This window comes from Faucicola mancuniensis (assembly GCF_046523945.1).
GTDB lineage: Bacteria > Pseudomonadota > Gammaproteobacteria > Pseudomonadales > Moraxellaceae > Faucicola > Faucicola mancuniensis.
Genome location: NZ_CP171363.1, coordinates 2503909 through 2518214, shown reverse-complemented (window position 1 = coordinate 2518214; position 14306 = coordinate 2503909). Strand labels below are relative to the sequence as shown.

At 39.5% G+C, this 14306-nt stretch carries 12 protein-coding genes; 5 read left to right on the top strand and 7 right to left on the bottom strand.

Annotated features, from left to right (window positions below):
• Nucleotides 1-28: 28 nt before the first annotated feature.
• Together ACGTJS_RS12475 and aspS are read right to left on the bottom strand one after the other, a co-directional pair.
• Nucleotides 29-952 (bottom strand): lysophospholipid acyltransferase family protein, encoded by a 924-nt coding sequence (locus tag ACGTJS_RS12475; protein ID WP_410472308.1) that lies wholly within the window; start codon nt 950-952, stop codon nt 29-31.
• A gap of 39 nt (nt 953-991) precedes the next feature.
• Complete coding sequence (gene aspS / locus ACGTJS_RS12470; protein ID WP_315043673.1) at nt 992-2770, bottom strand: aspartate--tRNA ligase; 1779 nt, start codon at nt 2768-2770, stop codon at nt 992-994.
• A gap of 191 nt (nt 2771-2961) precedes the next feature.
• Between aspS and sohB the strand changes: the two genes are divergently transcribed.
• From sohB to ACGTJS_RS12450, 4 genes are all read left to right on the top strand, one after another.
• Complete coding sequence (sohB, locus tag ACGTJS_RS12465; protein WP_315043675.1) at nt 2962-3918, top strand: protease SohB; 957 nt, start codon at nt 2962-2964, stop codon at nt 3916-3918.
• A 135-nt stretch (nt 3919-4053) separates the two neighbouring features.
• Nucleotides 4054-5979, top strand: coding sequence for an AAA family ATPase (locus ACGTJS_RS12460; protein ID WP_315043678.1), 1926 nt, complete (start codon nt 4054-4056; stop codon nt 5977-5979).
• Complete coding sequence (locus ACGTJS_RS12455; RefSeq protein ID WP_410472307.1) at nt 5933-6439, top strand: hypothetical protein; 507 nt, start codon at nt 5933-5935, stop codon at nt 6437-6439. Before ACGTJS_RS12460 ends, ACGTJS_RS12455 begins: the two co-directional genes overlap by 47 nt.
• 105 nt (nt 6440-6544) lie before the next feature.
• Nucleotides 6545-7633, top strand: coding sequence for a type I glyceraldehyde-3-phosphate dehydrogenase (locus tag ACGTJS_RS12450; RefSeq protein ID WP_410472306.1), 1089 nt, complete (start codon nt 6545-6547; stop codon nt 7631-7633).
• A gap of 40 nt (nt 7634-7673) precedes the next feature.
• On the opposite strand, the gene htpG is transcribed toward ACGTJS_RS12450, so the two are convergent.
• The 5 genes from htpG to ACGTJS_RS12425 form a co-directional block, all read right to left on the bottom strand.
• Entirely contained in the window at nt 7674-9596 is a 1923-nt protein-coding gene (gene htpG, locus ACGTJS_RS12445) for a molecular chaperone HtpG (protein WP_410472305.1), read from the bottom strand.
• Nucleotides 9597-9694: 98 nt separating this feature from the next.
• Entirely contained in the window at nt 9695-10021 is a 327-nt protein-coding gene (locus ACGTJS_RS12440) for a hypothetical protein (protein WP_315043195.1), read from the bottom strand.
• 83 nt (nt 10022-10104) lie between these two features.
• Nucleotides 10105-10575 (bottom strand): pyrimidine dimer DNA glycosylase/endonuclease V, encoded by a 471-nt coding sequence (locus tag ACGTJS_RS12435; RefSeq protein WP_315043194.1) that lies wholly within the window; start codon nt 10573-10575, stop codon nt 10105-10107.
• Between the two features lie 106 nt (nt 10576-10681).
• Nucleotides 10682-12220 (bottom strand): threonine ammonia-lyase, biosynthetic, encoded by a 1539-nt coding sequence (ilvA, locus tag ACGTJS_RS12430; protein ID WP_410472304.1) that lies wholly within the window; start codon nt 12218-12220, stop codon nt 10682-10684.
• A gap of 367 nt (nt 12221-12587) precedes the next feature.
• A protein-coding gene (locus ACGTJS_RS12425) for an IS5 family transposase (protein ID WP_410471559.1) occupies nt 12588-13408 on the bottom strand; the annotation gives its coding sequence in 2 pieces (ribosomal slippage) (nt 12588-13024 and nt 13024-13408; 822 coding nt in all).
• A gap of 130 nt (nt 13409-13538) precedes the next feature.
• On the opposite strand from ACGTJS_RS12425, the gene rpiA reads away from it, so the two are divergent.
• Nucleotides 13539-14216 carry a ribose-5-phosphate isomerase RpiA gene (rpiA, locus tag ACGTJS_RS12420; protein WP_410472303.1) on the top strand — a complete coding sequence of 226 codons (678 nt, stop codon included), beginning with the start codon at nt 13539-13541 and terminating at the stop codon, nt 14214-14216.
• Nucleotides 14217-14306: the final 90 nt, after the last annotated feature.

The following is a 14306-nucleotide window of genomic DNA, read 5'->3' as shown; positions in this document are numbered from 1 at the left end:
GTTTTACTTTTTTGATTGGGTGGGAGTTTTAAGGTATTTGTGGGCGTTTTAAATGGGCGACCAAATTGTTAAAATCGGCTGTATCGTTATACAAATTTGGATAATTTGGCACGTGTTTAAAGCGTTTATAGCCCCACATATATTGGTTTGGAAAACGGTTTATCATGGTTTTGATTTCATCGTTTAACGCACTGGTAGTAATCTCAATATTTTTGTCATACAACGCGGGATTATCCAGTTTATCACAATAAATATCAAAACCTTGTCTATCATCACGGCGAACACAAGTTAAACCGACTAACGCACAATGGGTTTTGCTGGCAAGTTTTGGGGCAAGGGTGCTACTTAATGTTGGAATGCCAAAAAAAGGCACAACCACACCGCCTGATAAATCTGGCACATGGTCTGGTAAAATAATGCTAAAACCACCGTCTTTTAGGGTTTTAAAAATCGCCTTTACGCCACTGCCATCAGTGGGTACAAGCGTGGCATTGAGGCGTTGCCGTCCTTGTAGTACAAATTGGTTGGCTTTTTCGCCTTTGACAGGTTTGTACATGATGGTCGGTGAGCCAAATTGATTAAGCCACGCATTCATCATTTCCCAAGTGCCAAGATGTGGCACAATGGCAAGCATACCGTTGGGGTTGGCTAGGGCTTGTGTCAATATTTCTTGATTGTGAACAGTGTGGATTTGCTTGATTGCCCATTGCGGTGGCATTGCCCAGCTTTTTAGTGATTCTGCCATATTGAGTGTTTGATTACGTATGGCTTGATTTGCCAATACATGTCGCTCACGCTCAGACAATGCTGGATAAGCCAACTGCAAATTCATATGAACAACACGCATTACGCCTGTATGGGGGCGTAATCTGATAATAAAACTGACAAAATGTGCCAACAGGTACAAACACCACATTGGCACATAACGAATGAATGAAAAAGCGTTCATCATAGTTTGAATAAAAATATGCTATAAAAGAGCGGATAAAATTTATTCCACTTTTTTCTCTTTTTCACGCACACGAATGCCAAGTTCACGCAGTTGTTTGCTGTCCACTTCGGCAGGGGCTTCGGTTAATGGACATTCTGCGGTTTTGGTTTTCGGGAAGGCAATCACATCACGGATTGAGCTTGCACCTGTCATCAGCATAATCAAACGGTCAAGACCAAAGGCAAGACCGCCATGTGGTGGTGCACCGTATTTTAACGCATTTAGCAAGAATGAGAATTTTTCTTCGGCTTCTTCTTCGCTGATACCTAACGCTTCAAATACGGCTTTTTGCATTTCAAGCGTGTTAATACGCAGTGAACCGCCACCGATTTCTGTACCGTTTAGCACCATGTCATAGGCGATAGATAGGGCAGTTTCTGGGCTATTTTTCATCTCATCAACCGTGCCTTTTGGCTTGGTGAATGGATGGTGAACCGATGTCCATTTGCCATCATCAGTTTCCTCAAACATTGGGAAATCCACAACCCACAATGGTGCCCATTCTTTTGTTAAAAGGTTCAAATCATGTCCGATTTTAACTCGCAACGCCCCCATAGCGTCATTAACGATTTTGGCTTTATCCGCACCAAAGAACACGATGTCGCCGTTTTCTGCACCAACACGTTGTAACAATTCTAAGACGATTGGTTCAATAAATTTCACGATTGGCGATTGCAAGCCTTCAATGCCTTTTTCAAGTTCATTCACCTTGATGTACGCCAAACCTTTTGCCCCATAAATGCCGACAAATTTGGTGTATTCATCAATTTGACTACGTGGCAAGCTACCTGCATTTGGCACACGCAAGGCAACGATACGACCTTTCGGGTCTTTGGCTGGACCTGCAAATACTTTAAATTCAACGTCTTGCATCAAATCAGCCACGTCCACTAATTTTAACGGAATACGCAAATCTGGCTTGTCAGATGCATAATCACGCATAGCAACGCTGTACGGCATACGTTCAAATTTGTCAAATTTAATACCCATTAGCTCGTCAAACAATTTAACCGTCATGCCTTCCATCAAGTCCATGATGTCGTTGTCATCTAGGAATGATGTTTCAATGTCAATTTGGGTAAATTCTGGCTGACGGTCAGCACGTAAGTCTTCGTCACGGAAACATTTGGCGATTTGGTAATAACGGTCAATACCGCCAACCATTAACAATTGTTTGAATAATTGTGGCGATTGTGGCAAGGCATAAAATTCACCATTTGACACACGGCTTGGCACAAGATAATCCCTTGCCCCTTCAGGTGTGGCACGAGTTAAAATTGGCGTTTCCACGTCCAAAAAGCCGTTTTCATCAAGGTAATTACGGATTAATGTGGTAACTTTTGAGCGAAAACGCAAACGGTCAAGCATTTCTGGACGGCGAATGTCCAAGAAACGGTATTTTAAACGAAGTTCTTCTGATACGTTGGTAAAGTCATCGTTTAGTGGGAATGGCGGTGTTTCTGATTTGGCAATGATTTCAATCTCTTTTGCCAAAAGTTCCACATTACCACTTGTCATGTTTTTGTTTTCTGTACCTGCGTAACGGTTACGCACACGACCTGTGATTTTTAATACATATTCAGAACGGGCAGAGTCGGCTGTGGCAAAGGCTTCTGGTGTATCTGGGTCAATCACCACTTGCAGTAGCCCATCACGGTCACGCATATCCAAAAAAATCACCCCACCGTGGTCTCGGCGACGGTGTACCCAACCGCAAACGGTAATGGTTTGTTCATTTAATGCTTCGGTAACGCTACCGCAATAATGTGTACGCATCATAATTTTTATCCAACTTAATTAAAAAAATTTAAACGGATATTATGCCTTGTTTGCCAAAGTTTCACAACCATATTGCACCGATTTTTTTAAAAATTGTCATTTTATTTGTCAAAAATATTGAAAAATCCAAGTTTTGCCTACATACATAACAGATATTTAAGCAAAAAATTGAACCAAAAAAAGGATAATCCATGTTATTTCAATCCTACAAACACCCAACCGAACTAAAAATCATTCATCTAAACAAAGTGCAAAACCACCAAAAACAACAGTTTATGTTAGAAACGGCGGACAAAAAAGCTGTTAAACAATTTATTAAACAAACCTTAAAAGAAAAAGCCAAATTTGCCAAAAACAAAGACGAACCAAACAATGTGTATGTGCTTGATTTTCATGGAGATATTAAAGCAAGTGATGTCGCTCAATTGCGTGAAGAAATTAATGTATTGTTAAGTAACGCTAATCAAGGTGATGAAGTTGTGGTTCGCCTTGAATCAGCAGGTGGTATGGTGCATGGTTATGGGCTTGCTGCGGCACAGCTCGCTCGCATCAAGGACGCAGGTTTGACTTTAACAGTTTGTGTGGATAAAGTTGCGGCAAGCGGTGGCTACATGATGGCGTGCGTGGCGGATAAAATTTTGTCTGCTCCGTTTGCGGTGGTCGGCTCAATCGGCGTGGTCGCCCAAGTGCCAAATTTTCACGATTTGTTAGAAAAACATGACATCGACGTGGAAGTATTCACCGCAGGTAAATACAAACGCACTGTAACTGTTTTTGGCAAAAATGACGAAGAAGACAAACAAAAATTTCAAGAAGAATTGGAACAAACGCACAAACTTTTCCAAGATTTTGTAACCAAATATCGCCCACAGCTTGAACTTGACAAAGTGGCGACAGGCGAGCATTGGTACGGTGAAGATGCGATTGATTTAAAATTGGTTGATGAATTAAAAACGTCTGACAGTTATTTGCTTGATTTGTTAAAAACCCATCAAGTATATGCCTTGCAAACTCGTAAAAAACCAACCTTAGCCGAAAAATTGGGCTTTGCTCAAGCAAGTCAAGCGGTGATTGAAACGGCATTGGACAAATTACCAGACGTTGTGATGAAATTAGAAAACAGCAAGTTGCCAATGTTTAAAAAATAATTGTTTAAAAATCGTTTAAAAAAGTTGATTATTTGGCTTGATTTTGGGGTTAAACGCTATCGTTTAGCCCTTTTTTTTGTTATAGTAGCAAGTTTTAACAGCACAATTTTTAACAAATAACAAACATCAGCCAACATGAAACAATCCACCGCACTTGATATCTTAAAAACAGGCAAAAACGTCTTTTTGACAGGCTCGGCAGGGGCAGGCAAGACCTACACCATCAACCAATATTTGCATTATCTGCGTGTCCGCAACATTGACGTTGCCGTTACTGCAAGCACTGGCATCGCCGCCACGCACATGAACGGCATGACCATTCATAGCTGGTCTGGCATTGGTATTTTGGACGAATTGACGACCAGCGATATCAACCGTGTCAAACGCCGAACCCAACTGGTTGAGCGGATACAACGCACCAAAGTATTGGTGATTGACGAAATTTCTATGTTGCATTTAAAACAATTTGACATGATAAATCAAATGTTACAAGCGGTCAAAGACAACGATTTGCCATTTGGTGGCGTGCAGTTGCTGGTGGCGGGCGATTTTTTTCAGTTGCCCCCTGTTGGCAAAAACGAAGAAACCAACCGAGAAAAGTTTGCTTTTATGGCAAAATCTTGGCTAGATGCCGATTTTGCCGTGTGTTATTTGACCGAACAGCACCGCCAAAAATCCGATGATGAAACGCCAAATAATACCTATTTTGGCTTGGATTTGATTGCGATTTTAAACCAAATCCGCACACAACAATTTACCCAAGACATCATTCCTGCGTTATTAGCCACCAAAAATCATGAGTTAAATCAATCTCGTACCCGACTTTATACCCACAATATTAATGTACAAAACATCAATGATAAAGAATTGGCAAATTTAACCACCGAAGCCAAACTTTTTACCGCTTGGGGTGAAGGTGATGAAAAATTGTTGGAAAATTTAAAAAAATCGGTACGCACCACGCCAGAATTAACGCTAAAAATCGGTGCAAAAGTGATGTTTATCAAAAATAACAACGATTTAAACGTGTCAAACGGTACGATGGGAACAATTGTTGATTTTCAACCGACTTTTATTGAAAAGGACGATGACAAAAGCAAGGACAAAAAATCTGAAAAAAATAAAAATGCCGACAGCGACACCGAAACCCAAGACGATGAAAATATCCACCATGAAAGCAAAATGAGCGAAACCTTGTTTCCTGTGGTGTTGCTCAATGACGGTCGCAAAGTGATTGCCGAATATGACACTTGGAAAGTGGAAGACGAAGAAGGCGAAATTTTGGCGGCGTATTATCACATTCCTTTGACGCTAGCGTGGGCGATTACCATTCACAAAAGTCAAGGCATGACGCTGGACAGTGCGGAGATTGATTTGTCAAAAACCTTTGAAAAAGGGCAGGGTTATGTGGCGTTATCTCGGTTAAAACAGTTGTCGGGTTTGCGATTGTTGGGATTAAATGACAAAAGTTTGCAACTTGACCCAACGGCTCGTGGGGCAGATAACCGTTTTATGGCGTTGTCCGAAGAATTTGCAGATACATTTTTACGTCAAAATCCTGAAAAAATTGCCGATGAACAAAAAGATTTTATCATCAAAAATTTTGGCACAAATGACCCAATCCGTATTCAAGCCAATGAAAAAATCATTGAACAAAAAAATCTCGCTCTAAAACGCAAAGCCAAACTGTTAGCCGAAAAGCACGCTGATGATGATGGTAAGTTGTCTGATACTTATTTGGAAACCAAAAAATTACTAGAAGAAAATTTGTCAATCACTGAAATTGCTGATATTCGCAACCTTGCCCAATCCACGATTATGAACCATATTAGCCGTTTGCAGACGCAATTTTCGGATTTGCCGATTGAGCATATTCGCTCTGATACTGATGAGCAGATGATTGACAATGTGCAACAGGCGTATGATAGGATAAAACAGCGTGATAAGGCTGATGATAAAGATGAGAATGGGGCGATAAAGATTAAGCCAATTTATGATTTTTTGTCGGCTAAATATGGGTATAATGAAATTCGTCTTGCTTTATTATTTATTGAAAAATAAATTTGGTGATTTTGAAAAGTATTTTATAAAATTAAATAAACTAAATTCATCTTATATTTTAACTTCACAAGATGTTAAAAATTTTGGTGGTACTTATTATATTGAATTACAAAATCATACGTTGGATTATGATAAAGATTTAGGCAATTATGTATATAATTTTTGGGAAAAAGAATCTGTTTATATTCATGGTTATACATGGACACAATATTTTGATGTGCCTGCAGAAGAATGTATAACAAATGATGATTTTCTTGAAATATATAATATTTATACCGATAATATTGAAAGATTTTCTCAAAAATCATTAAAAATCGCAAATTATTTATCAGATGTTCAACATAACAAAGATTTGGAAAAAAGTCATTTTTATTCTACGGTTTTAAATTGTCATTATTTTAGATTATTGGGCGAAGAAATATTTAATAATTCGGTTCAATCAGATAAATTTATTAAATAAATATTGATAATTAAAAAATCATTTGAAGAATTGGCGAAATGGCTAAATCAACAAAATAAAGGCATTGTATTCATTGGTAATTAATAAATTTGTAAAGGAAAAAAATTGAAAAGCCCAAAATTAAAAATCGCCATTAACGGCTTTGGTCGTATCGGTCGCAACGTCTTGCGAGCCTACCTTGAACGTTTTGCCAAAAATCCGCAAACTTTTGACTTTGACATTGTTGCTATTAACGACATCGCCGATGCCGAAACGCTTTTATACCTACTAAAATATGACAGTACGCATGGACGTTTGCACCAACGTATTGATTTACAAATTGAACTACAAACCGAATGGCAAAATGACACACAATATTCGCATTTTATCATCAAAATTGCCAATAAAATTTTAAAAATCGCCATTTTACAACAACCAAACCCAACAAAAATTGATTGGAAAGATTACCAAGTGGATTTGGTGTTAGAAAGTACAGGGCATTTTCGCAGTTACGAACAAGCCTATCAGCATATCACCTCAGGGGCGAACCAAGTCATCATTGGGTCAGCCCCATTTGACCGAGTGGACGCAAGTATCGTGCTAGGCGTGAATGACAGCGAATTAAGCCGTAACAAGCCGATTTTATCCAGCGTATCTTGCACCACGCAGGCGGTCGTGCCGTTGCTGTATGTACTTGATAACGCCTTTGGCATTGACACCGCCATGATGACCGAAATCCATGCCGTAACTGCCGACCAAACCGTGCTAGACCAAGCCCACCGAGATTTTAGGCGTGGGCGAGCGTCTGGGCATAATATCGTGCCGACCACGTCAAGCAGTATCGGGGCGGTGGGGCGAGTGTTGCCGAATATGATTGGCAAAATTAACGGTTATTCTATCCGTGTGCCGACCGTTGATGTGGCGGTTATTGACGTGAATTTTGTGTTTAAAAAACCAACAAATATTGATAAAATTAACCAAGTGCTAAAACAGGCAAGCGAGCAGGATTTTGCCGATATTATGGGGCTTAGTGATGAACCGCTTGTGTCTAGCGATTTTATCCATGAGCCGTATTCGCTGGTGATTGATAGCTTGCAGACTATGTCAGTTGGCAATACTAATAGTCAGCAGTTTAAAGTGCTGGCGTGGTATGATAACGAGTGGGGCTATGCCAATCGTATGTTGGATATTTGTCAAAAATTGGCGATAAAATAAAAAAGCGAAAACCGAAGTTTTCGCTTTTTGTTAATGCACATTATTTTAACAACAACGCATTTACACGTTTTAAATACCCTGCAGGGTCGTCAAGCTGACCACCGTCCGCTAATACCGCTTGGTCAAACACCACTTGAGCTAGGTCATCAAACTGCTCTGACGTTTCCAACTTTTGAATCAAAGGGTGATTTGGATTGACTTCAAGCGTTGGTTTGCTTTCTGGCACAGGTTGCCCCATTTGTTTGAGCATTTGTACCATTTGTGGGCTAAGTTCGCCTTCGCCAACCACCAAACACGCAGGGCTATCCACCAAGCGATTTGACACTTTCACATCTTTGGCACGTCCGCTTAACACACTTTTAAGTTTTTCTACAATTGGTTTTAAGTTTTCTTCGGCTTGTTTGGCTTGTTCTTTTTCCGTTTCATCGGTCAAATCGTCCAAATCTACCGCACCTTTGGCAATGTTTTGTAGTGGTGTGCCGTCAAATTCGTGGATAAAATTCATCGCCCAATTGTCCACATGGCTCGTCATCAAGATAACTTCAATGCCTTTTTTCTTAAACACTTCCAATTGTGGACTATTTTTGGCACTTGCCAAATTTTCAGCGGTCAGATAATAAATCGCCTTTTGTCCGTCTTTCATGCGAGCTTTATAATCGGCAAAACTTGTCACCACGTTGTCATCGGTGCTAGTCGCATAGCGGAGCAATTTGGCGATTTTTTCTTGGTTTGGCATATCTTCGCCAAGCCCTTCTTTTAGCACATTGCCAAATTCGGCATAAAATTGCTTGAACTTTTCTTGTTTTTCGGCTTCATCGCTATTTGCCAAGCTTGCCAAAACGGTCAAAATACGGCGTGCATTGCCGTCCCGAATGGCTTTGACATCACGGCTTTCTTGCAAAATTTCACGGCTAACGTTAAGTGGTAAATCGGCGGTATCAATCACGCCTTTGACAAAACGCAAGTACATAGGCAACAATTGTTCAGCATCTTCCATGATAAACACACGTTTGACGTACAATTTTAAACCACGTTGTTGTTCACGTTGATACAGGTCAAATGGGGCTTTTTTAGGAATATATAAAAGTTGAGTATATTGCAAACGCCCTTCCACACGGTTATGCGACCAAGTCAATGGCTCGTCATAATCGTACGTCAAGTTTTTGTAAAATTCGTTGTATTCTTCGTCTTCAATTTCGCTTGCCGAGCGTGTCCACAAGGCATTGGCTTGGTTAATCGTTTCCCATTCATCGGTTGCGACCATTTGACCGTTTGCGGTTTCGCCATTGGTTTTTTGTTCTTCGGTCAATTCTTCTTCTTGCCACACTTCTTTTCGCATTTGAATGGGCAAACTAATGTGGTCAGAATATTTATTGACTAATGTTTTGATTTTATGGCGGTCAAGGTATTCAGCGTGTTCGTCTTTGACGTGCAAAATAATGGTTGTGCCACGTTCGGCTTTGTCAATGGCTTCTGTGGTAAATTCGCCCGTGCCGTTTGACACCCAACGTACGCCTTGCGAGCTTAGTTCGCCTGCTTTTCGGCTTTCAACGGTAATTGTGTCGGCAACGATAAAGCCTGAGTAAAAACCCACGCCAAATTGTCCGATTAAATTGCCGTCTTGTTTTTGAGCATCGCTAAGTTTTTCTAAAAATGATTTTGTGCCAGATTTGGCAATCGTACCCAAATTTTCAATCGCATCGGCTAGGTTCATACCGATACCGTTGTCAATAAATTTAATGGTTTTGGCATCTTTGTCAATGTCAATGCGGATTTTTAACTCGCTGTCGTTTTCAAAAAGGCTGTCATCGGCATTGCCTAAAAAACGCAACTTGTCGCAAGCGTCAGACGCATTTGACACCAGCTCACGCACAAAAATATCGGCATTTGAGTAGAGTGAGTGAGTTACAAGGTGTAAAAGTTGGGCGACTTCGGTTTCAAAAACATGTGTTTGTTGGGTCATAAATTTCTCCGTTGTTTTTTCAAAAATTTAGCTTTTTATTTAACAAGGATAATTTATGGGTTTTGGATAAGTTTTCAAGCTTTTTAATAAAAAGTGATTTAAAAATGTGGTAATTTGTCAAATGCAATGGCATTAGGATTATCTGTATAATAAGCATTTGTTTGCTCTTTAAAAATCAGATGATTTGATAAATCGCCTTTTCTTGTTGGTAACACATCACTAATCACGACAATTTTATCATTTTGTGTTTGTTTACCAATCAAAACGCCTGTTTCAAGTGGATATTGAGCATGGTTATAAAAATTATTAAATAAAGTTGTGTACAGTTTTTGGTCATAAACTCGCAAAAATGTATCTCGCCCCTGTGTCAGTCTAGCCACGCTCACGCATTTACCATCAAAGCATTGCCGATAAATATCTGTCATAAAGAAAACAAAATGTAAATAATTGATAAATAAGAAAATTATTAGATAAAAAATATGACGTTTTTTAAAAATATATGGTTTCATCATGGCGATAATTTTCCGTATTTTGTTAATTCAACACAATATTTTTTATCATCAATCACCACGCCATTCATCTTATACCAATTTGGCTTGGCGTGGATTTTTTCAATTAATCGCTCAATATTCACCGCTTTATCAGCGTTATTTGGCAAAAAATCACCATAAAACCGTTCGTCAATCACTTGCCGAAAATCGACAATATCGTCCTTAAGCGTAATGTTAAAACCACGTTTTAACACTTCATCACGCAAGGCAAAATAGCGGTTTTCAATAAACGCCAATTTATCATAAAAAAACAGCACATGCCCCGTACTCATGCGGTAAGTCGGCACGATTTTTTTGCAAATTTCAACATAGCTATACTTGTCGCACGCCTGTTTGACAAGGGCAAAAATGCGAGTAATTTCACGATATTCAGCGAACAGATGTTGGTCTGTTAAAAGCGTTACGTTAATGATGTTAATTCTAGTCATAATTTTTTTAAGGGTTTGTTTAAAAGTTTAATAAAAACAAGGCTTATCGCTGTGATAAGCCTTAATTTTGTGAAAATATTTTAATAATTATTTAAAAAATAATTAATTATTTTAAAAACATTTGATACCCCAAATTATCGGTAATATTTTCACATTCATAGCCGATATTTTGTAGGGTGTTTTGCAAGGTTTCCGCCGTTTGTTCACCCATTTGAATCCCTGCCAAAATCCGCCCTTCTGCCGCCCCATGATTGCGGTAATGAAATAGCGAAATATTAAAATTTTGTCCCAATTTTTCCAAAAAGTTTAACAACGCCATTGGACGTTCTGGAAACATAATTCTAAAAATTTGTTCGTCGTTTAAATTAGCATGACCGCCGATTAAATAACGGATATGGGTTTTGGCAATTTCATCATCGGTTAAATCAACGACTTGATAACCTTCGGTGGTAAGCAGTTCAAAAATCGCTTGGCGTTCTTTTTGCCCTTCTTTTAACGCAATGCCGACAAAAATATTGGCATCGGCTTGGCTCGGGTTTAGGCGATAGTTAAATTCGGTGATGTTGCGTCCTTTTAATGCTCGGCAAAAGTCCAAAAATGCCCCTGTTTTTTCAGGAATGGTAACGGCAAAGATGGCTTCTTTTTTCTCGCCAATTTCGGTGCGTTCAGCGATATAGCGTAAACGGTCAAAATTCATGTTTGCACCGCACAAGATTGCTACGCAGTTTTTGCCTTGAATGTTATGTTCTTGGATATATTTTTTCATGCCCGCCACCGCCAACGCCCCAGCAGGTTCAACGATACTGCGAGTGTCTTCGTAAACGTCTTTTAGGGCAGCACAGACTTCGTCATTGCTACAAGTCACCACGTCAGGCTCGATGACGTTGCCAGAGTTGTCGCTTTTTGGCATATTGACGATTTTAAAGGGCAATTCGCCAATTTGGGCAACGGCAACACCGTCCACAAATAGCCCAACTTGCGGTAAGCGTGTGCGTTCGCCTGTTTCAAGGGCGATTTTTAAACAAGCGGCATTTTCAGGCTCAACGGCAATGACTTTGACGTGCGGTGCAACTTCACCCAAAAATGCCGAAATCCCTGCAATCAAGCCACCACCGCCAACAGCAACAAACACATAATCCATTTTTCGCCATTGTTGTACCAATTCCATCGCAATTGTGCCTTGCCCTGCAATCACCAATTCGTCATCATAAGGCGGAATAAAGGTCAAGCCGTCTGTTTTGGCTCGTTCAATGGCGTAACGGTTTGATTCATCAAAGCTATCGCCATGCAATACCACATTTCCGCCCAACGCTTTAACCGCACTCACCTTGATATCTGGCGTGGTGGTCGGCATGACGATAATGTTGTTTAAATTTAGCCGTGTTGCTGAATAAGCAACGCCTTGGGCATGGTTGCCTGCGGACGCACAAATAACGCCACGGGCTTGTTCTTCGGCAGAAAGCTGGCTAATGCGATTGTACGCCCCCCGCAATTTGAATGAAAAAACAGGTTGCAAATCTTCACGTTTATAACGGATATCATTGTTAAATTTTAGGCTTAATTTTTTGGCAGGTTCAAGTGGGGTTTGAATGGCTGCGTCATAGACGGTGGCTTGTAGGATAAGGCGTACCCAATTTGATGACATAGAATTTTCCTTTAAAAAAAATTGTAAAAATAATTTTAGAACCTGTATTCACAATATTACGCAGTAAAATTTTACGAGTTTTAAAAGTAAATATTTATTTGCTTTTGTATGAAAAATGGCTAAATCTTACTTTTCTGCGTCAAAAACTTGCCTGATAGAATAACTATCAGTCTTCGTTTTTTCCTTGAAAAGCGGGCGATTTATCGCATTTTTCATTGCAAAAACGTTATGAATACAGGTTCTTAAAAAATTTGCTAACCACTATAGGACTTTTATGCACCGCTTGCAAGTTTTTTTCACCAAAAAATGCGTAAAAATCGTTATTTAGCGCATTAACTTTTGTTATAACATTAGACCTCTTTCCAAACTAACCCAACTCGAAATTATAAATGGCACAAATCAAATTAACCCTTAAGCCAAAGCGTTTTCTGCGATTACGATAACGACAGGCTAGGATTTTAAAACGTTTGATTTTGCCGATAACATGTTCATTGGTTACCCGTTCAGAAGCTAATTCTCGATTGGCTTGTTTGTCAACTTTAGATAGTGGATTAAGCTTGGTTTTCTTTTTTGGGAATTTGCTATTGGCATGGTGTTTGTGTATGCCTTGATAGCCCGAATCTACTTGGATTAAGATACTAGGCTTTATACGCATTTTTGAGTATTGGTAAAGTTTAAAGTCATGGGTTTTACCTTTGCTAAAATGGGTACAAAGTATTTTTTTGCTGTTTTTATCGACAACGATTTGTGCTTTTAAGGTGTGGTGTTTCTTTTTACCTGAGTATTGCCTGCGTTGCTTTTTTTGGGTCGCTCACAAGGTACTTCGGTTGCGTCTATCAGTACGGTTTCAAGGTTTGGGTCTTGCCATAAAGCCTTTTTGCTAGGTAGGGCAAAGTCTTTGTGGGCTATCAGTATGCTTTCTACCCATTTGATGGTTTTACAGACAGCACTTTCACTGATACCAAAGTCTTGCCCTAGGTGAAATTGGGTGCGATATTCTCGGTAGTAACTCAAAGTCAGCATGAGCTTGTTTTCTAGGCTGATTTCATTTTTCCTGCCACCTTTTTTGTGTTGTTCGTTGTATGCTTCTTGTAGTATGGTGAGCATATGAGTATAGGTACTTCTTTGGATGCCAAAGTAGCGTTTAAATTGTGCGTCACTGAGTTTTTCTGCTTGTTCGGGTATCATGCTTTTGCTGTTTTTTCTAAAAATCAGTATTATACCAAATCACTATTAAGGTTTGGAAAGAGGTCTATTTTTTGAAAAACCCTGTTATTTGTCAAAAATTTTGTTAAAATACGTCAATTTTTAACCAACGATGAAGACCACTATGAACACACAACCGACCCAACAACAACTCAAACAAGCCGTTGCCGAAAAAGCCTTAACCATGATTGAACAAGGCATGATTTTAGGCGTTGGCACAGGCAGTACCGTCAATTGCTTGATTGACCTGTTACCAAAAGTAAATCTTAAAGGGGCGGTCGCAAGCTCAAAAGTTACCGAAGATAAGCTTAAAGCCTTAGGCATTGAAGTCATGGATTTAAACCAAACAGGCGAGCTTGATTTGTACATTGATGGGGCGGACGAAGTCAATGAAAATTTGCAACTGATTAAAGGCGGTGGCGGTGCTTTGACCCGTGAAAAAATCGTGGCGGCAGCGTCAAAACAGTTTATCTGTATGGTGGACGAAAGCAAATGGGTGAAACAATTGGGCGTAGGCTTTCCCTTACCGATTGAAGTATTGCCACAGGCTCGCTCGTATGTGGCTCGTGAACTTGTCAAAATGGGCGGTGAGCCTGTCTATCGTGAAGGCTTTGTTACCGATTATGGCAATCTGATTTTGGACGTGTACGACCTTGACATTACCGACCCTGTAGCGATAGAAAGCCGTGTTAACAACATCGTTGGCGTGGTGTGTAACGGTATTTTTGCCAAGCAAAAAGCAGATATACTTTTGTTGGCAAATGCTGATGGCGTAAAAATGTTAAAATAATCAATGTGATTTTTGTGTTTTATAAATAAAAGTTTTTGATTGATAAACTTAAATTTTTAAAAAAATCACAAAAAAACTTTTAAAACAATG